Below are 18,294 nucleotides of genomic sequence, written 5' to 3'. Positions count from 1 at the left end.
AATAGGGGGAGGTTATTTGTAATTTTCCAACTATTAGCCTCTCCCCGTTTCCCTCTCCTTGGGAGAGGGGGTAATCCAAAAAGATTTTCCCTTTTCAGAAAACGGAGTAGTTTTATTTCTAATATGTGTTCTCCCAAACTTCCTCCCCTTGGGGGAGGGCTGGGGAGGGGATTATTTCACTTCTTTAATGCTAATAGCATACCCTCCGCCTTGGGCAGCGGTGAGTTTTAGCTTTGTTTTAGCATTTACTTTTTGTTTGGTGATGGTGTATGCCTTCGGGTTGGTTTTCCAGTTGGCATCTTTAGCATCAGCGTAGATAGTAGCCTCGTACTTCTTACCTTTGTCCAAGAAGTTGAGCAGAAGCTCTGAGGTATGTCCGCCTTCGTGAGCCGTACAACCTACGTACCAATCGTTGCTGTGTTTATCTTTACGCGCAATGGTGATGTAACGTCCTGGTTCTGCTTCAAGGTATACGCTCTTTTGCCAATCTACGGGTACATCTTTAATGAATTGGAAAGCGTCCATATGCTTCTCGTAGTTCTCTGGCAAGTCGGCTGCCATTTGTAGCGGACTGTACATTGTTACATACAACGCTAATTGGCGTGCCAAGGTACTGCGTATCTGACTGTTATTATTAGGATTTACATACTTCATTTCGGTCTCGAAGATACCAGGAGTATAGTCCATTGGGCCTCCTTGCAAACGAGTGAAAGGCAAGATAGTGGTGTGGAATACTTTATTACCTCCAAAAGCCTCGTACTCAGTACCGCGAGCTGATTCGTTACCTATCATATTTGGGTAAGTACGGCAAATACCGGTAGGGCGTACGGCTTCGTGCGCATTCACCATTATTTTGTGTTTAGCAGCTTCTTTAATCGCATAGAGGTAGTGGTTAAGAGTCGATTGGCTGTAGTGGTGTTCACCCACAGGGAGGATATCGCCTACATACCCGCTTTTTACGGCATTGTAACCGTATTGGTTCATCAACTCGTAAGCGGCTTTCATATGGCGCTCGTAGTTGCGCGTAGAGCCCGAAGTTTCGTGGTGCATCATCAGTTTCACGCCTTTAGAGTGTGCGTAGTCGTTCAGTGCTTTAAGGTCGAAGTCGGGGTAAGGAGTTATAAAGTCAAACACATAGTCCTTTTTGTGACCAAACCAGTCTTCCCAACCTATATTCCAACCTTCTACAAGCACTTGGTCGAAGCCGTGTTTCGCCGCAAAATCGATGTATTTGCGCACTTCTTCGTTGGTAGCGCCGTGGGTACCATTAGGTTTAGTTTTGGTGTAATCCACCGTATTAAGGTCTACTGCAGGAAGGTCATTGGTATAACTCCAAGAGTTTTTACCGGTAATCATTTCCCACCAAACACCCACATACTTCACAGGTTTAATCCACGAAGTATCGGCAATAGCGCAAGGTTCGTTGAGGTTGAGGATAAGACGTGACGCTAAGATTTTACGAGCGTCATCACTCACCATAATAGTACGCCAAGGACTGTGACAAGGGGCTTGCAAATAGCCTTTAGCTCCCTGTGCATCGGGCGTGAGCCACGATTGGAAGACGAAAGTCTTGTCGTCTAAGTTCAGGTTCATTAGCGAGTAGTTCACCAAAGCCGCTTCGTGAAGATTGATATACAAGCCGTCTTTGGTTTTCATCATTAAGGAAGTTTGTACGCCGGTAGGCGAGAAAACAAACTGCGATACGTTGTCACTCATCGCTTGTTTCATCAACCCGCGAATTTCGGAGAGCTTACTTTCCGTATAGTCGTATTCTTGGGTATCATAGTCCCCAGGAATCCACCAAGCGGTGTGGTCTCCGGTCATCGCAAACTGCGAGAGTTCTTCCTCTATTACAAAATAGGTGAGCTCTTTTTGTGAAGGGAACTCATAGCGGAAGCCCACTCCCTCGTTGTACACGCGAAAACGAATGTTCATTTTTCGGTGGGTCTTCTCTTGTTGTAATTGTACGAGAAGTTCGTTGTAATGGTTGAGAATCTCGCTTTCTTCTCCCCATACAGGTTTCCACGTTTCCTTAAAAGTAGACTTTTTGGTGTCTACTACTTTAAAGTTTTGGGTTAACGGCTCAATTTTCTTGATTTTAGAGTCGTCCGGAAGGCTTTTTTCACTATAAACAGGTGTCTCGTCCGATTTCAATAAATAGGAGGATAACACTTCTCTTATTTTAAAGCCTAAAGTACTTTCATTGATCACTGCTTTGTTTTTGTAAGTCACCTTATACGAAGGCGTCCCATCAGCTTTCAGTGAAAAAGTGAGCACTACATTGCCGTCAGGCGAGCTCTGTTGCTGTGCCATAGCGAGGGGCATAGCAAAGATGCTCATCAATAAGATCATCTTTCTCATCTTTTATTGCTTTATAAGTGTTATAAATTGGTACAAAGTTACGGAAGTTTTTTTAACAAACAAATTTTTCTTTACTTTTTTTTAAGAAAAATTTATGATACATCATAAAGTCAATAAGTTAAATAAGTTTTTAGCTGTCGTATTTTTATCTTTTACTACTCACTTTTTACTTTTTTATACACTTTTATCAAGTTTTCAAACACTGCTTCGTCGGTAAAATGCTGAGCGTGTCGGTAACCCTCTTCTACCATTTGCCTGCGCAACACCTCATCGGTAGTAATGCTTACAATAGCTTTACGTATCTCTTTTTCAGCATTTTGCAAGTCCACATAAACCGAATGTGTTCCACCTGCTTCGGCAAAACAACTGCCCTGCGAACTAATCACAGGGGTTTTGCTAAATAACGCTTCTATAATAGGAATCCCAAAACCTTCAAAAATCGAAGGATAGCAAAACACCTCAGCAAGCTGGTAGATAATCGCCAAATCTTCCATAGGCACGTTACTCAGTGCTTGTACGCGGTCTTTAAGTTGGTGTGCTTCACAATACGCCTCTATTTGTTGGTAATAAGCCGTTTGCTTACCCACCAAAACTAACGAAATATCTCGCAGAGGTTCAATAGCTTTCACTATTTCAAGTGCGTTCTTGCGGGGCTCAATAGCACCTACGTTCAATACAAATTTTTCGGGAAGATGATATTTTTTGCGTATAGTTTCCTTCTGTGTTTCGGTATATATTTTTTTAAAAGCTCGGTGACAGCCTTGGTATACCACCGTTATTTTCTCTTCTGAAATACCTAAATAACTGATGATATCTTGTTTAGTCTGCTCACTAATAGCGATGATGTGTTCTGAATGTTGTGCGGCATACAAGAACTTGCGATAATGTATTTTTCTGTCGAAAAACGAATACAGTTCAGGATAACGCATAAAAATAAGGTCGTGAATAGTAACTACCGTAGGTATGTATTTATAAATTCCCTTAGGAATTTCTCCTGAAAGTCCGTGATAAATATCAATGGGAAGTTGTTTAGCTATATCAGTGATTTTTACACTGCGCCATAATGATTTTAGCTTGCGCCAGAAGAAAGATTGTGGAGTGATTTCGGTGGTGTGTTCATCAATCACCACTCCCTGAATTTTGCGTTTTTGTGGGTTGAAGAGGTATAAATGCCCCACCTTGTGTTCTTGTAGTATGCGAATCAAATCCCGACTGTAATTCCCCAGTCCGCGTGTGTTATGGAAAGCCCGTTTAGCGTCAAAAGCGATGTTCATAGTTGCTCAATGAAATGATAAGGTAATATGAACTGCAAAGATAATAAATTAAAACGATACAAACAAAACAGTATTTAAAACCCCTTTACCTTCAGTTTTTCTTCACCTTTCCTTCGCTCATTCACTACTTGTCCCTGTGACTCGCACCGTCTTTTGTATGAACTTTGCCAAAGTTTTCAAACTTTGGCAAAGTTGAAGTCCACTAATAACCTTCTTTTTATCTCTATCTTAGCTTTAACTTACCTTCACCTTTCCTTCGTTCATCATTCATTGTAGACCCACTGTAGAGCCACTGTAGAGCCACTGTAGACCCACTCATCGTTCGCCTTACCTTTATCTTATCTCCGCTCCACCTCCGAACAACCCTCGTCTTTCACCCTAATACCCGCCACTACTTTTTACTCACACCTAATTTATTTAATCGATTTTTCTCTAATTTCCTCATTTCCTCATTTTCTCATTTCCTCATTTCCTCATTACCCTCATATCTTTTACCTTTTACCTTTTATCTTTTACCTAAACCTCAGTACGCCCTCTCTTTATTCCCTTCATAAAAGTTAATAAATGCCCTATTCACTACCCTATTGCCACCATTGGTAGGGTAATCACCCGTGAAATACCAATCGCCCAAATTCTCAGGGCAAGCCTTATGCAAGTTGTCTACCGTTTGAAAGATTACTGCTACTTCTGAGGCGAAGTTCTTTGGCAAAAGCAAATCTCTTATCTTGTCCGAAATCTCTTCATCGCTGAAAGGAGCATACACTTCTTTTACGTAATTCACTACCTTGTCATCACTTAGCGCTACTTGGGTAAGACACTTGCGGTATACTTCTTCCACAATGTGGTAAGTCCCTCTTTCGTGGTGTAAAGCCAAAGCTGCTTGAAACGCTACAAGGTCTTCTAAACGCGCCATATCTATCCCATAACAATCGGGATAGCGTATTTGAGGTGCCGAAGAGACGATCACTATCTTTTTGGGTTCTAACCTGCCTAATATGCTCAAAATACTTTTTTTAAGGGTTGTACCCCGCACAATACTATCGTCTATAATTACCAAAGTGTCGCCTTTTTGTACCGAACCGTAGGTAATGTCATACACGTGCGCCACAAGGTCGTCTCTGCTACTGTCTTCGGTAATAAAGGTGCGCAACTTCACATCTTTAATCGCTACCTTTTCAGTGCGTACTTTTTCAGAGAGAATCCTAAGAATTTCACTTTCAGTGGCGGTTGCTAATTGTTTTGCTTTCTGCTCGTTGAGGTATTGTTCCGCTGCTTCTATAAGTCCCAAATACGATGTTTCAGCCGTGTTAGGAATATAAGCAAAAACTGTATCTTTCAAGTTGTGGTCTATCGCTTGGGCAATGCGAGGAAAGAGCAACTTGCCCAACATCTTGCGTTCGCGGTAAATATCTTGGTCGCTACCACGAGAGAAGTAAATACGCTCAAACGAACAGGCTTTGCGTACCCTTGGGGTAAGTATCTCTTTTACTGCCACCTCTCCACTCTTCTTGATGATAATCGCATTTCCAGGTGGCAACTCGTGTACATTCTCGTATTTTACATTGAAGACCGTTTGTATAGCCGGACGTTCCGACGCTACCACTACCACTTCTTCATCTCGATAGTAAAACGCCGGACGAATACCCGCAGGGTCGCGGAGTACAAAAGCATCGCCGTTACCTATCATTCCTTCCATTGCATAACCACCGTCCCAATACTTAGCTGCGCGCTTCAAAATGCGCTCTATATTCAGCCGTTCGGCAATAAAAGGCGACGCTTCCTGTTTGGTATAGCCCTCTTCTTTCAGTTGGAGATAGAGTTTTTCTACCTCATCGTCTAAGAAATGACCGATACCTTCCATTACAATCACAGTGTCGGTTTTGTCTTTGGGGTGTTGTCCAAGGTGTACGAGGTTTTCGAAGAGCTCGTTTACATTGGTCATATTGAAGTTACCCGCCATAATAAGGTTGCGGTATATCCAGTTGTTTTCGCGCAAGAAAGGGTGCACATTCTCGATGCTGTTCTTGCCAAAGGTACCGTAGCGCACGTGCCCCATTATCACTTCGCCTATGTAGGGGAGTTCTCTTTTCTGCAAAGCCACATTGTCTTTCAGTGCAGTATTCGCCTTAAATCCCTCGTTGATACGCTGGTTGATACGCGTAAAGATATCCTGCACCGGTTGCGCCTCGTTGGAACGAATCCTACTGATATAGCGTTCTCCGGGTTGCATATTCAGCTTGATGCTCGCCACTCCTGCACCATCTTGTCCACGGTTGTGTTGCTTTTCCAGCATCAAGTACATTTTATTGACGCCATAGAAGGCAGAACCGTATTTTTCTTTGTAATATTCCAAAGGTTTGAGCAAGCGGATAAGAGCAATCCCGCACTCGTGTTTGATAGTGTCACTCATTTATAAATAAGAAAAGGCGTTGCATAGGCACGCCTTTATATAGGTTTTAAAATTGATATACTACTTCTAATTTATGGTTGCTAAGAGCTCGCTTGGCTTTCTCTAAGTCCTCAGTAAAGCCCAAAATATAGCCTCCACCCCCCGAACCACATAGTTTTAAGAAATAATCGCCCGAGTCGATTCCCTGCTTCCATAGCGTGTGAAATTCTTTCGGAATCATCGGTTTGAAGTGGTTCAGCACAATGCCCGATAGACTCTTGATATTCCCAAACAGCGATTTGAAGCGCCCCTTCAAAAAGTCATCTATACAAGCATCGGTATATTTGATAAACTCATCTTTGAGCATCTTCTGGAAAGCCTCGTTCTTCATATTCTCCATAAAGATGCGTACCATAGGAGCCGTTTCGCCTATCACACCACTGTCGAGCAAAAACACTGCGCCTTTTCCGTTAGACGTTTGCGAGGGAATGCCCGTAGGCTCTATATGGTCCTGTGAATTGATAAGTATCGGCAAACTCAGGTAGCTGTTCAGTGGGTCTAAGCCCGAAGAAGTGCCGTGGAAGAACGATTCCATCTTGCCAAAAATCGCTTTGAGTTGCAATAGCTTTTCGCGGGTAAGGTTTTCCATTGCACTGATAGGCTCAATAGCATATTCGCTGTAAATAGCAGCTACCAAGGCGCCACTACTGCCCACGCCATAGCCTTGTGGGATACTGCTATCGAAGTACATACCCTCTGCTATATCAGCATTGAGCTTTTCAAGATTGAAGCGCACAATCGGGTTTTCTTCCTCCATAAGGTTTTGTAAGTAAGTAGCGAACTCCCGCAAAGCCTCATTCGATTTGCGAGCCTCTTCTTCTTTTCGCAGGTGTGGTTCACACTGTTTGTGTGACTCGCTCTGCTGGTGTGGCTTACACTGTTTGTGCGACTCGCACTTCTTCAGTGTCCCCTTATAAAAGTTATAGGGGATTGCCAAGCCTTTGGAGTTCTTGATAATGCCATACTCGCCAAAGAGGAGTATTTTAGAATAGAAAAGTTTCATTTTTTAGGTAAGCAAGGTAGTATATGAGTAATAAGAGACTGCAAAGGTACACATTTTTCGAATATCTCAAATACTTTTCTGAGAGAAATATTTTGTTAATTAGCGTCAGTTCTATATATATCAATACTGATTCACACTTGTGTTTACATTGTAGTCTGTGAAATCCAGCAACGCAGTTGCCAATTTGTACCCATCACATTTGTCAATTGTCAATTATCAATTGAAAGACTATCCGTTTAATCTGTGCCAGACATTTAGGCAACTTGTTGCCTATTTGTTTAATTTTTTTAAGATTTGTAAGATTTCTGTAGCGTAAGCTACACTTCCTTTACGTCCAACTCAATTCGTCTCTCGTCATTCGTCATTTTTTCCCTTTTTCGTCATACTCCCCCTCTAGTGCCTATGGATTAAGGCTTCCCACCTTCCCATTTTCTAATTTACTAATTTGCTAATTCTCTAATTATTCCTTTCCTTTTCGTCATACTCCCCCCTATTGCCTATGGCCTAAGGCTTCCCACCTCCCCATTTTCTTTGCTAATTCCCCAATTATTCTTTCCCTTTTCCGTCATAATCCCGCCTATTGCCTAAGGCCTAAGGCCTATTGCCTATTCCTCTTTCTTTCGCCTCGAAACCCCGATTTTAACATTTTTACCCTTGTTGTATTATACTATGAGTCAACTACTTATATACCCTTTCTATACCAATCGTCCAAGATTCGTATAAGCTTCCTATAAGCTCTCTATAAGCTAACCCCACCCTCCTTACACCCTTTTTTCATCAAAATTCCCTTCAACCTCCTTCTGAAAATCTCCGTTTTCTTCCGAACTCCTCAACCCTCCCCATTTGCTAATTCTCTCATTTGCTAATTTGCTAATTTCCCCGCCTCCACATACCCAGCTGTGAGCTCTCGCTGGCTTTGGCTCGCACCTTTGGCAAAGTTAATCGCCCGTCGCTTCTCCCCCTAATGTCTAATGCCTATGACCTTTTCTAATTAAAAGTATATTTCAAAAAGTGTTTAGGTACTGAGAACTTTTATTTTTAGAATCAGGAAGATATAAAAGTGAGGTTCAACGGCAGAAATTTTTAGAGCATTTATAACTTATAAAGATAATTTTGTCCTAACTTTATAACTATCAAAATGTTCACTTAAATTGTTAATAACTGTGTTGATAACTATTTTATTTTTGTTGAAAACTTATCACATTATTCCGTACCTTTGCCCCAGCAACTAAGAAAAAACTCTTCCCCTTTTTAGGGAACTTATAAAAGCAACATTATTCAATGCATTATAAATGAGTGATTTATATAAATCACTCAGCACTTTCTTTCTCTCTAACTGAAAAAAGAGAGTTAAAAATAAACTCATTAAGCTATGTTTGTATTATATAAACATTCCTTATGCATCACATACTTGAAAATTGTTAATAAAATAGAGAAATTAGTGACCGTTATCATTACAACTTGGAAACTTAATGCTCGAAAAATTAATATTTGTTTTTGAAAAATAATAATAATAAAATTAAAAATTATGTCTAAATTCACTAAGCTTACAGCTGAACAGCTTCAAACAAAGCGTAATTTCATCGAAAATTACCTACAATCTCACAATGCCGCTACGGGGTCTCTCTTCGATGCCAATGCCAATGTGGCACATAAAAACATCGCTACGATGGAGGCAGAACTCAATAAAGATATCAATATTCAAGTGAACCGTTCGCTCGTGTCTCACAAAATCGAACAGCTCTTTGGCAAAGAATTAGCCGATGAGTATATCCGTCAGATTGAGGAACACGAAATCTATGTGCACGACGAAACGAGCCTCAAACCTTATTGTGTGAGCGTTTCGATGTATCCTTTGCTCTTGGACGGGCTCGTAAAACTCGGCGGTGAAAGCAAAGCTCCGCAACACTTAGCAAGCTATTGCGGGTCGTTCGTGAACTTCCTCTTTTCCGTTTCCTCTCAGTTTGCAGGAGCGGTAGCAACGGTAGAGTTCCTAATGTACTTCGACCATTTTGCTCGTAAAGACTATGGCGACGATTATCTCAATACCCATCGTGAAGTGATAGAAAACGAACTGCAACACGTAGTATACGCCATCAATCAGCCAGCAGCAGCACGTGGCTATCAGTCAGTATTTTGGAACATATCGCTGTATGACCGCCCTTATTTCGACTCGATGTTCGGTACATTCGTTTACCCCGATGGTAGCAAACCTTCTTATGAGTCTTTAGACAAGCTCCAACAGTTCTTTATGCATTGGTTCAATATCGAGCGCACCAAGGCGATACTTACCTTCCCTGTGGTAACCGCAGCAATGCTCACTAAGGACAAACACGTGTACGACGAGCATTTTGCGCGCTTCTGTGCCAAAGAGCTCAGCGAAGGGAATGCATTCTTTATCTATCAATCAGATAACGCCGATTCATTAGCAAGTTGCTGTCGTTTGCGCAATGAAATTTCCGATAACACCTTTAGTTATTCACTTGGGGCAGGAGGTGTTTCTACCGGTAGTATTAATGTGATAACCATTAATATGAATCGCCTTTACCAAAAACACTTGTCGTTGGAACGCACCTTAGATAATATCCATAAATACCAAGTAGCTTATCGCGCTATTGTTCAGGATTACAAAGATGCGGGTATGTTACCGGTGTACGATGCGGGCTTCATCTCACTTGATAAGCAATTCCTCACCGTTGGTATCAACGGAATGGTGGAAGCTGCCGAGTATTTAGGGATTCGCATTTCCGACAACCCCGACTATAAAGCATTCATCAACAAAAACCTCAAACTAATTTACGACAAAAATAAGGAAGCTAAAGGCAAATACGGCTTTATGTTCAATACCGAGTTTGTACCTGCCGAGAACTTAGGCGTGAAGAATGCTGCTTGGGACAAAGCCGATGGCTTGCAAGTGCCACGCGATTGCTACAATTCGTATTTCTACATTGTGGAAGATAGCTCTCAAAACCTTATCGATAAGTTCTATTTACACGGAAACGACTATATACAGTACTTAGACGGCGGTTCGGCTTACCACTGCAATCTCGAAGAATACACTACTGCCGAAGGTTTTTATAAGTTGCTAAATGTAGCCGCTAAAACGGGTTGTAACTACTTCTGCTTTAATATATGCGTAACCGTGTGCAACGATTGTGGCTATATCGATAAACACACGCACGACCACTGCACCCATTGTGGTTCTGAAAATATCGACCACGCGACACGGGTGATAGGCTATCTCAAACGCATCACTAATTTCTCTAAAGACCGACAAAAAGAAGCTAAAATACGTTACTATGGGAACGCTACGGTATAGCAGTTACGATATAGTCCTCCAAGAAGTACCCAACGAGATATCCCTGTGTTTTACCATCACAGGGTGTCCGTTGGCGTGTGAGGGTTGCCATTCCGAATATATTTGGGACGGTAGCAAAGGCTGTGCGCTTACTAATGAAGGTTTGGAACAACTGCTTAGCAAATATGAAGATATGATAAGCTGTGTGCTGTTTATGGGAGGCGAGTGGCAGGTAGAGACCCTGCTCTCGCTTATCTTCCAAGTGAAGTGCAAACGGCTGAAAACGGCACTCTATACAGGACTCAACCTCAAGCAAGTACAGCGCAAATACCCTGAGCTATTAGGGTGTTTAGACTACATCAAAACCGGCAAGTGGTTACCTAAACTCGGTGGCTTAGACAGCCCCACCACCAATCAAGAGTTTTTAAACCTGCAAACCGGAGAGGTGATGAATAAAGTTTTTTTAAAGGTAAAAGGGAAAGCCGGACTGCAAGCGTAGCTAGGTATGTAAATAAGAAAATAATACCAAGATTTCACACGTACGGCTATCTCCTCTTTTATTATCGCTTGTGTGATGGGAGTGATAGACTACAAACATACGAAAGACAAACGGGAAGTAATAAAAAAAGAACGACTTAATCAAGTCGTTCTTTTTTTATTACTTGTTTAACACTCTCCTCAAGGTAAGGGTGGCTAATACTAAATATACCAAACACAGTGCCCACATTCCCAGCCAATATGGCATAATGGTAGTGATATGAGCTCCCATCTGGGTAATAGATATAAAACCCTTGCTCCCTAAAGTAGTAGGTACAATATATGAAAAAACACTCAGCCATTCAGGCATCGCTACGGTAGGCCACGAAAAGCCAGTAAGCATCACCGCAGGCAAAGAGGTATACATAATGAGCATAATGGCGTCTTCACGACGACGCAAAAAGTTCAGCAAGCAAAGCCCCATAAATACAATCGACAGGATAAATGGTATCATAAAAACCATAGTGCTTAGTATCGTGCTACGTACAGGAATGCCAAACAATGGCATTATAATTCCTAAAATAATGAGTAATATCACCATTGAAAAAGCTAAATAAGTAGTAGCTTTTCCCATTACAATAGGCAAAGCTCCCCAAAAACTATCGGAGTTAGGATATATTTTTTTAAGTTTATTACCCTCTCGCATCGTTCCTCCTAACATACCTACGGCAGTGAGTATGGTAGTTTGAAAGATAATTACAAGCACTATGGGAATAAGGAAAGTAGCATAACCCAAAGAGGGATTGTATAAGCTCACTACTTGGGCACTCACGGGCATTGCCTCATCGCGTGCTTGGGTAGGGAGTTTGCCTTGTGCCGAAGTGCGTTTCACCTCAACCCCTGCATTCAGGTAAGTAGCCGACACTTTAGCGGCGGTAAGTATTTGCTTGTAATAAAGCATATAGGAAGCATCGGCATAGACCGATATAGTAGGTTGTTCTCCGCGTTGTAGGTCACGTGCAAAACCGTTGGGGATGGCTACTATCCCCCGTATTTTCTCCTGCTGAAAGGCCTTTTCAGCTTCGGTGAGGTTGAGGTAACTGCTGTAAATAGCGGTCTGACTCGTGGCATCAATCATACGCAACAACTGACGGCTTTGGGCAGTATTATCCTCATCTACTACTCCAATAGGAAGCTCTTGTAAGGTCTCTTCGGAATAGAGATAAGTATAGATGAACGACACGGCAATCGCTACAATTACAAACGAAAAGAACACCGCCTTGTCGCGAAATATATATTTGGCTTCCCAAAGCATTGCACGAGTGAAGTCGGCTGAACTTTGATATATGTAACTTCTAAACTGTTTCATAACCTCCTGATTTTATCTTTTTCACAAACATAGGATAAGCCACTATAAGCAACAGTCCAAAGAGCAATAATGCCAGAAGCGGTTGCCACGTCATCTCTACAGGAATGCCCTTAATGGCGCGATTTACATAGTATTTCATAAAATGAGCATACGGAAAGATTTGCGCTAAATACTGCATACTCTTTGGCAATCCTTCCATCGGAAAAGTATAAGCGGCAAATGAGAAGGCAATCGCTGTAAAACCACTGCCTATGGTGAGTGCTGACCTAAAATTAGGCAGGAGAGAGACGAGTGTAATCGCGATAATCTGATAAATGATGACTAAAGCAAAAGTGATGAGTACTACGTTGAACATCGGGATGTGGAGGGGTGCGCCTATAAGCCCAAAAAGGAGATAGTTCATCCACCACGCGACAAAGAGGAGCACTAAAGTATAAGGCAAGAGTTTGCCTATCAAGGCTTTTAGCGGACTGCCGCCTGCCTTTTTGAGCCACTGTTTCCCTTGGCGGTAACGGAATTCTACGCCTAATACATACACCGTTACCATCATTACAATCATTTGGAGCATCATAGGCAAAAGTGCTGTGAGCAGGTAATAGGCATAATTAGAATAAGGATTGTATAGACTGTGGTCGTCTACCTTTACGGTTTGAGCCTCAGCACGTACCTTCTCTGTCTGTTGCCCTTTTTGCATTTTCTTTTTCATCACCAGTCCGGCAGAGAACATTCCTACAGTAGTTTGAAAATCCTTTTGGATAAGACTTGCCCCCAGCATAAACTGACTATTGGTATAGCAAATCACCGATTGATTTTCGCCTTTGAAGAGTTTTTGCTGAAAGTTAGCCGGAATAACGATAAAGCCCATAATCTGCTGTTGCTGGATAAGGCGTTGGGCTTCTTTTTCATCGGTGAGTTTGATTTTCAGGTCGATATTGGGCATAGCATCGAGCATACGCAAAAGGTTTTCGGACAGCTGACTTTGGTCGTAATTGATATACGCCATAGGCAGGTCGCGGGGTACCCCTTTGTAGAAAATAGCCGCAAAGAACCCAAAGATAACCAAGGGAAACACCAAAACGTAAAACAGTCGTTTGGGTGATAGGAAAAGGTTCTTGCATTCGGTTTTAAATAAATACATAATTAATTTGTCAATTAGCTAATTAGTTAGATTTCTTCAGCGTCTTCTAAGTTTTCTATTAGAATAGGTTTTTCTTCTTCAAAGTGAAAAGAAACTCCATAAGGCTCGCAAAAGCTGAAACCACCTTCAGCAAAATGCAATATCCATTCTTTGTTGTCATAAAATAGAAACTGCGGACTTTCAAAAGGGACTTCCTGCAAGGGAACACTTAGCAATCGTTTTTCTTTTTCCGAAAGATGAAAGCCTTTTGAGCATATCGGCAGTTGTTCTTGAAAATAAGAAAGTGCTTTGGCTACCAACTTATCTGCACTGATAAGGATCTGTTCAATAAAAGCAATAGTATCAGGGGTGATGGTTTCACTTTTGCTAAACACAGAAAAAGGCAGCTGTAAAGTTTCTTTGTAGAAATCACTTTTCCACTGATATGAAGCCTCCCAAAAATACTCGTCTCCCACTTTTTGTGAGAAAGCAAGAGTGCCAAACTTGGTGTTATAACTTGATATGTTCATTGCTTTAACCAATTAATTTCTTCTTTACTAAGGAGAAAATATTTATATACAAAGTTTTCGCAGGCTTCTTGTTCGCTATCAAAAGACTGTTCATCACAGAAGCAACGAGTATCGGCAAGGCATACCGCCCATTGGTTTTCTCGTTGCAGAAGACAAGCATTATCCACAGCTACATTTCCTTGCTCAAAAGTATTTGTTTTAAAATAGCACTGAGCAGGGTTATAGTTCAAGGCTTCTAAAGCTTGTAACAACTCTTTGAATGTGGGAATAGGGAGTTGTTCTTTTATCTGGGCTAAAAGTTGTTGCCTTTTCATCCTTTCTTGTTTGTTTTTCTTGGAAAACCAAATGAGTATAAACGCCCAAGCCAAAACAGCTATTGATAGAGGGGCAAGTATATTGTAATTCACAAGAGCAAAATTATATTTTTAAATTTTAAACATTTTGTTAATTGTTCTATGTTTATAAGGTTTTAAGTTTGTAGCAGTTTTATACTTTCTTTCATTTTTCTGTAATTGGTGACTTATATCAATCATAGATGTACAAATCTAAATCAATAGAACTGTTTAGTTTGCTTAGCAAATTGATAATATTGTTTTCAAAAACTATTGCTGGAGCAGGTTCTTTATTTGTTTCAACTTTGAAACGCATTATAGATTTTAAATTGTTTTTCTGTATAAATGAAGATATCTCCTCAATTCTTGGGGTTATAATTTTTTCAAGAGGCTTTAAACTATCTTCTACATAAAGAGATATAATATCTTTAAATGAATGTTGCCAAAATGTTTCTGTACTTATCCTAAATTTTAGTTTATCACCTTTGTAAGCAAATTCGGTAGGGGATATATTTATGATTTTAGAAAACTCATCTATATCAAACATATCGCCATAAACAATAAAAGTTAATTTACTTCGTGTCATTCTATTCGTAAAAGTTTTTAAGTTTGTTTTTTTCAAATTCAGCGATAGTGTTATCGATGATTTCTTTGATCTGATAAGAGGCGATGCCTATCGGCATCTCTAAAAAGTCACCAAGTTGGTGACTTTTTGTAAGCTCTTGATAATAAAATAAATACCACCTTCTTATATATTTGATGTTGGTAGTTGAAAAATCAGTAGCTTCAGGGAAGGCTTCTCTCAAATCCAAACTCAGTTGGTTGATAAAGCCACTACCCCAAGCCTTTTCGGTTTGCATTTTTACTATATCACTACCCAAGCTCCAATAGAACTCTAAAAGGGCAGTATTTACCTTTATGGCTGTTTTGATTTGCGATTGCTGGAATCGCTGTTTGATTTCTATCAGCCATTGGTGGTATTCTTTATCGGGGAGGTTTTGTGCTCCAAAAGTAAAAGTTGGGGTTTCTTTCATTGTAGTTGTTTTATTGTTTTCTTGTTTTTATGAATGTTGTAATTCCTAATACAAAAAATAATACCCAAGAAAGTACCACAAAGATACATTTCATAAGAGAAAAATAGGGCGCTAAGGTCTCTATCCATAAGTTTTCAGGATAGTGTGTGAGCATTGTAATGGTACTAAAATTTTCGAAATAATCAAAAATACCTCCTATTATTGGGAAATATGATAAGAAAAGGAGCTTTCTTTGGCTGAGTTTTTCTAAAAAGAAACGTATCAGTTGATAGTAGGTAATAGCAAACAGACCGGGATATATCATATCTACAGGAATTTGTCGGTATAAATAGAAATGGCGACCTTCTTCACCTAAACGCCTAAATAGCTCTTGAATGTAAGTAGCATCATAAAACGGAAGCACATCTAAAATATCCATTCCTCCAGCCATTGCTTTAAGAGCTGGTACGGTTACCAACATCAAATAGGCATATACTGAAGTAGTAATGATAAAAAGTATCCAAAGTTTTTTCTTTTTCATTTCTAATTAATTTTTGTTGTTTTTCTAAATTATCACGGATATTCCCAATCCTAAGAAAGATTACGGAGTTTACACCCCTAACGCTTCTTTTTCCTTCTTCGGTACTTTGGCAAGTACTTGGTCGTAAGAGTGCTGTACCATTTCTTTGATAAGGGCTTCAGGCAGACTCTCTAAAAGCACGGTATTCCAATATTTTTTGTTCAGGTAATAGCCTGCTACAATCTTATCGGGGTACTGCTCGCGGAGCTCTACCGCACGCTCAGGTTCGCATTTGAGGCTAACACTCATAGGCACGCGGTTTAGGTTTATCAGTGCAAAGATACGATTTGCCATTCGGAAGACCAAAAAATTCTCCCCGAAAGGCATATCCTCCGTAGCGTGAGGCAAAGTTAAGCAAAAATCTCTAAAGGTTTCTATGTTCATTTTATTCAAGTAATGGATATAAGACAACAATAATTTGACACACATGTGTGCTAAATCTTTGATATCAGTATTATTTCTTTAAAAGTCGTTCGTCTTCCCAATAATAGTATACTTCACTACTATAGCAAGTTTCTTCTTCCTCAAAGAAGAAAGAAAGTCGTTTTTGTGACGTAAAATCTTCTGAAAAGATATCTACAAGAATATAACGATCCACATACACTCCGTTTTTCACCATCTTTTTAGAAACATCAGCTGAGGCAAATTGCAATACAGCTATTTTCTCCTGAAAAGGGATGATATCTACCACCTTATAATGGCGAAAAGAGTTATTAAAAGTGTTTAAGGTATAGCAGTTCATCATAATTTTTTTCTTCCATAGTGTATTGAATTATTTATGTGGCTCGCATTACTCATAGTATCTTCCTAAATCTAATAAATCTCCCAAAAAATGCCAATCATCGGGAATGGTCTCCTCTTTCCCTATATAATCCGATAGCCCTTGTGCACCACATTCTAAGAGGGAGAACGCATCAAAATTGTACCAATCATAGCCCGTTTCGGAGGTGATTCTCATATAGCGTTGTTTGTCTTGTAGTTCTTTGCCTCTCATACGGTGAAGTTCAGCTATCTGAAAGAGAATAACAGCTTGGGTATAATCAAAAGCGGACATACTGTCAGTTTCGGGCATCGTGCGAATAGTTGTCCACTTCTCGTTATAAAGTACAGGTGTTTCCGTAAAGGCTTGTTTGAGTAATTCCAAACATAAGGTTGCTGTAAAAATGTTGTCTTTATGTTGGGTTGTTAAATTGTATAAAGCTAAGAGGTAGGTTTCCAAATCTCGGTTTGTTACCTCCTTAGGGAACTGTTCTATATGGTTGTAAAATTCGTCGTAGGTCATTTTATTAATTTATCAATTAGTCAATTTAATAATTCAATATTAAGTTACTCACTCGAGAAGGAAAGAATGTCTTTCTTCTTCAGAAACTAAAATAGGATTGTATTCCTTCATTAGTTCTTCAAATTCTTCATCTGAAAGAAGAGCAGTATAATCTTGGTAATGTATCAAGGCAGTTAAAAGATTATTTTTTTTAACTTGTATAGCTTTGTAGGTAGTGAGTTTACGGCTGTAAATCTTCTCAATTACTTCAGCTTGTTCCTCAGTAAGGTAAGGGCGATGTGTACGGAATAAATTAGCAATGTTTTCATAAAAATCACCTAAACAAATAGGAGCTTTTGTATAAATGCTATGTACCATTGATAGCATCCCATAAAAGATGAAATTTTGCAAGTTATCCGCTAAAATCTCAGCAGAATCAAAGTCGTACCAGTCCTTTACGATAACAGGAGGTTGCTCTGGTTTTTCTCTATTATAGAAAAAACAAACATCTCCTGCACATTCTCTTGCAAAAGGCACCAAAAGATATTCAGCTTTAATTCCTCGTTGAGATTTATAATCTTCTATTAAATTTACAATCTCTTCTGCATCATCCAATGCCGTAAATTGATCTCTAAATAAAAGTAATGGAGGATTCTTTTTTAACTCAGGAAATATGTTTTTCCACCAACCTTCTTGCCAGCGAATATCCAACATACCATCTTCCCAAAGCTGATAGTATAACGTTGGATATTTGAAATGATAAGTTTGTTCTATTTCTTGTAGTGTTATCATAGGAGTTAGGTGTCAGCCAAGCCAAACTATTAGACAAAGTTTAAATCGTAATCTCTACCATATTGCCATCAGGGTCAAGAATAACGCTTTCGTAATACCCATCACCTGTGGTACGAGGAAGACTAAAACACACATAGCCTTCATTTACGATTTTCTGAGTAAGCGCATCAACCGCTTCTTTACTCCCTACACTGAAAGCAAGGTGTATAAGTCCTTCATTCATTATCTTGTCCAAACGTTCACTAAGATTGGGGCGCCACATAATTTCTAAGCGAGCTCCACTATCAAAACTTAGAAAGTAGGTGTGCAAGTCCGTTTTAGGATTATGGTACAACTCGTTTGATTTTGCCCCGAAGGAAGTCTCATAAAAGGCTTTAGAAACTTCCAAATCTTTTACATATAAAGCGATATGATCTATTTTCATAGTGATAATTTATT

The 18,294-nt window shown here is 40.0% G+C and carries 18 protein-coding genes; 2 read left to right on the top strand and 16 right to left on the bottom strand.

Annotated features, from left to right (window positions below; translation table 11 throughout):
• Positions 1–171: 171 nt before the first annotated feature.
• The 4 genes from HMPREF1528_RS00635 to HMPREF1528_RS00620 form a co-directional block, all read right to left on the bottom strand.
• Complete coding sequence (locus tag HMPREF1528_RS00635) at positions 172–2,361, bottom strand: glycoside hydrolase family 97 protein (protein ID WP_034567731.1); 2,190 nt, start codon at positions 2,359–2,361, stop codon at positions 172–174.
• Between the two features lie 155 nt (positions 2,362–2,516).
• Positions 2,517–3,635: a glycosyltransferase family 4 protein gene (locus HMPREF1528_RS00630; RefSeq protein ID WP_016478209.1), complete on the bottom strand. Its 1,119-nt coding sequence runs from the start codon at positions 3,633–3,635 to the stop codon at positions 2,517–2,519.
• A 523-nt stretch (positions 3,636–4,158) separates the two neighbouring features.
• The gene (locus tag HMPREF1528_RS00625) at positions 4,159–6,045 is read right to left on the bottom strand and encodes an amidophosphoribosyltransferase (protein ID WP_016478208.1); all 1,887 of its coding nucleotides are present in this window, start codon (positions 6,043–6,045) and stop codon (positions 4,159–4,161) included.
• 46 nt (positions 6,046–6,091) lie between these two features.
• Positions 6,092–7,087, bottom strand: a complete 996-nt coding sequence (locus tag HMPREF1528_RS00620) for a mevalonate kinase (RefSeq protein WP_016478207.1) — start codon at positions 7,085–7,087, stop codon at positions 6,092–6,094.
• Positions 7,088–8,615: 1,528 nt separating this feature from the next.
• On the opposite strand from HMPREF1528_RS00620, the gene nrdD reads away from it, so the two are divergent.
• A complete protein-coding gene (nrdD, locus tag HMPREF1528_RS00615; protein ID WP_016478206.1) occupies positions 8,616–10,406 on the top strand; it encodes an anaerobic ribonucleoside-triphosphate reductase in 1,791 nt (596 codons plus the stop codon).
• Complete coding sequence (gene nrdG / locus HMPREF1528_RS00610; protein ID WP_016478205.1) at positions 10,387–10,884, top strand: anaerobic ribonucleoside-triphosphate reductase activating protein; 498 nt, start codon at positions 10,387–10,389, stop codon at positions 10,882–10,884. The genes nrdD and nrdG overlap by 20 nt, the downstream gene beginning before the upstream one ends.
• Positions 10,885–11,043: 159 nt before the next feature.
• Here the strand turns inward: nrdG and HMPREF1528_RS00605 are convergent, their stop codons facing one another.
• The 12 genes from HMPREF1528_RS00605 to HMPREF1528_RS00550 all read right to left on the bottom strand — a co-directional run bounded on the left by HMPREF1528_RS00605 (position 11,044) and on the right by HMPREF1528_RS00550 (position 18,280).
• Complete coding sequence (locus HMPREF1528_RS00605) at positions 11,044–12,231, bottom strand: ABC transporter permease (RefSeq protein WP_016478204.1); 1,188 nt, start codon at positions 12,229–12,231, stop codon at positions 11,044–11,046.
• Entirely contained in the window at positions 12,218–13,369 is a 1,152-nt protein-coding gene (locus tag HMPREF1528_RS00600) for an ABC transporter permease (RefSeq protein WP_016478203.1), read from the bottom strand. Before HMPREF1528_RS00600 ends, HMPREF1528_RS00605 begins: the two co-directional genes overlap by 14 nt.
• A 26-nt stretch (positions 13,370–13,395) precedes the next feature.
• Positions 13,396–13,878 (bottom strand): hypothetical protein, encoded by a 483-nt coding sequence (locus HMPREF1528_RS00595; protein WP_016478202.1) that lies wholly within the window; start codon positions 13,876–13,878, stop codon positions 13,396–13,398.
• The gene (locus HMPREF1528_RS00590) at positions 13,875–14,285 is read right to left on the bottom strand and encodes a hypothetical protein (protein WP_016478201.1); all 411 of its coding nucleotides are present in this window, start codon (positions 14,283–14,285) and stop codon (positions 13,875–13,877) included. Before HMPREF1528_RS00590 ends, HMPREF1528_RS00595 begins: the two co-directional genes overlap by 4 nt.
• A gap of 118 nt (positions 14,286–14,403) precedes the next feature.
• Entirely contained in the window at positions 14,404–14,796 is a 393-nt protein-coding gene (locus tag HMPREF1528_RS00585; protein ID WP_016478200.1) for a DUF4279 domain-containing protein, read from the bottom strand.
• 1 nt (position 14,797) lies between these two features.
• Positions 14,798–15,244 (bottom strand): DUF1016 N-terminal domain-containing protein, encoded by a 447-nt coding sequence (locus HMPREF1528_RS00580; protein ID WP_016478199.1) that lies wholly within the window; start codon positions 15,242–15,244, stop codon positions 14,798–14,800.
• A 10-nt stretch (positions 15,245–15,254) separates the two neighbouring features.
• Positions 15,255–15,764: a hypothetical protein gene (locus tag HMPREF1528_RS00575; protein WP_016478198.1), complete on the bottom strand. Its 510-nt coding sequence runs from the start codon at positions 15,762–15,764 to the stop codon at positions 15,255–15,257.
• A gap of 69 nt (positions 15,765–15,833) precedes the next feature.
• Entirely contained in the window at positions 15,834–16,187 is a 354-nt protein-coding gene (locus HMPREF1528_RS00570) for an MmcQ/YjbR family DNA-binding protein (RefSeq protein ID WP_016478197.1), read from the bottom strand.
• 70 nt (positions 16,188–16,257) lie between these two features.
• On the bottom strand, positions 16,258–16,548 hold the full coding sequence (locus HMPREF1528_RS00565; RefSeq protein ID WP_016478196.1) for a hypothetical protein: 291 nt from the start codon (positions 16,546–16,548) through the stop codon (positions 16,258–16,260).
• Positions 16,549–16,593: 45 nt separating this feature from the next.
• Entirely contained in the window at positions 16,594–17,085 is a 492-nt protein-coding gene (locus HMPREF1528_RS00560; RefSeq protein ID WP_016478195.1) for a hypothetical protein, read from the bottom strand.
• A gap of 48 nt (positions 17,086–17,133) precedes the next feature.
• The gene (locus tag HMPREF1528_RS00555; protein WP_016478194.1) at positions 17,134–17,856 is read right to left on the bottom strand and encodes a hypothetical protein; all 723 of its coding nucleotides are present in this window, start codon (positions 17,854–17,856) and stop codon (positions 17,134–17,136) included.
• Between the two features lie 40 nt (positions 17,857–17,896).
• Complete coding sequence (locus HMPREF1528_RS00550) at positions 17,897–18,280, bottom strand: VOC family protein (RefSeq protein WP_016478193.1); 384 nt, start codon at positions 18,278–18,280, stop codon at positions 17,897–17,899.
• Between the last annotated feature and the right edge of the window lie 14 nt (positions 18,281–18,294).

It is taken from the genome of Capnocytophaga sp. oral taxon 336 str. F0502, assembly GCF_000411575.1.
Classification (GTDB): Bacteria; Bacteroidota; Bacteroidia; order Flavobacteriales; family Flavobacteriaceae; genus Capnocytophaga; species Capnocytophaga ochracea.
Note: the sequence above shows the minus strand (reverse complement) of the source record. Positions and strands in the feature narration are given on the sequence as shown.

Coding starts and splice junctions, on each gene's coding strand:
- HMPREF1528_RS00565 (WP_016478196.1), bottom strand. CDS start 16,548: ATGATGAACTGCTATACCTTAAACACTTTTAATAACTCTTTTCGCCAT.
- HMPREF1528_RS00630 (WP_016478209.1), bottom strand. CDS start 3,635: ATGAACATCGCTTTTGACGCTAAACGGGCTTTCCATAACACACGCGGA.
- HMPREF1528_RS00555 (WP_016478194.1), bottom strand. CDS start 17,856: ATGATAACACTACAAGAAATAGAACAAACTTATCATTTCAAATATCCA.
- HMPREF1528_RS00625 (WP_016478208.1), bottom strand. CDS start 6,045: ATGAGTGACACTATCAAACACGAGTGCGGGATTGCTCTTATCCGCTTG.
- HMPREF1528_RS00595 (WP_016478202.1), bottom strand. CDS start 13,878: ATGAACATATCAAGTTATAACACCAAGTTTGGCACTCTTGCTTTCTCA.
- HMPREF1528_RS00575 (WP_016478198.1), bottom strand. CDS start 15,764: ATGAAAAAGAAAAAACTTTGGATACTTTTTATCATTACTACTTCAGTA.
- nrdD (WP_016478206.1), top strand. CDS start 8,616: ATGTCTAAATTCACTAAGCTTACAGCTGAACAGCTTCAAACAAAGCGT.
- HMPREF1528_RS00560 (WP_016478195.1), bottom strand. CDS start 17,085: ATGACCTACGACGAATTTTACAACCATATAGAACAGTTCCCTAAGGAG.
- HMPREF1528_RS00605 (WP_016478204.1), bottom strand. CDS start 12,231: ATGAAACAGTTTAGAAGTTACATATATCAAAGTTCAGCCGACTTCACT.
- HMPREF1528_RS00550 (WP_016478193.1), bottom strand. CDS start 18,280: ATGAAAATAGATCATATCGCTTTATATGTAAAAGATTTGGAAGTTTCT.
- nrdG (WP_016478205.1), top strand. CDS start 10,387: ATGGGAACGCTACGGTATAGCAGTTACGATATAGTCCTCCAAGAAGTA.
- HMPREF1528_RS00620 (WP_016478207.1), bottom strand. CDS start 7,087: ATGAAACTTTTCTATTCTAAAATACTCCTCTTTGGCGAGTATGGCATT.
- HMPREF1528_RS00570 (WP_016478197.1), bottom strand. CDS start 16,187: ATGAACATAGAAACCTTTAGAGATTTTTGCTTAACTTTGCCTCACGCT.
- HMPREF1528_RS00635 (WP_034567731.1), bottom strand. CDS start 2,361: ATGAGAAAGATGATCTTATTGATGAGCATCTTTGCTATGCCCCTCGCT.
- HMPREF1528_RS00580 (WP_016478199.1), bottom strand. CDS start 15,244: ATGAAAGAAACCCCAACTTTTACTTTTGGAGCACAAAACCTCCCCGAT.
- HMPREF1528_RS00585 (WP_016478200.1), bottom strand. CDS start 14,796: ATGACACGAAGTAAATTAACTTTTATTGTTTATGGCGATATGTTTGAT.
- HMPREF1528_RS00600 (WP_016478203.1), bottom strand. CDS start 13,369: ATGTATTTATTTAAAACCGAATGCAAGAACCTTTTCCTATCACCCAAA.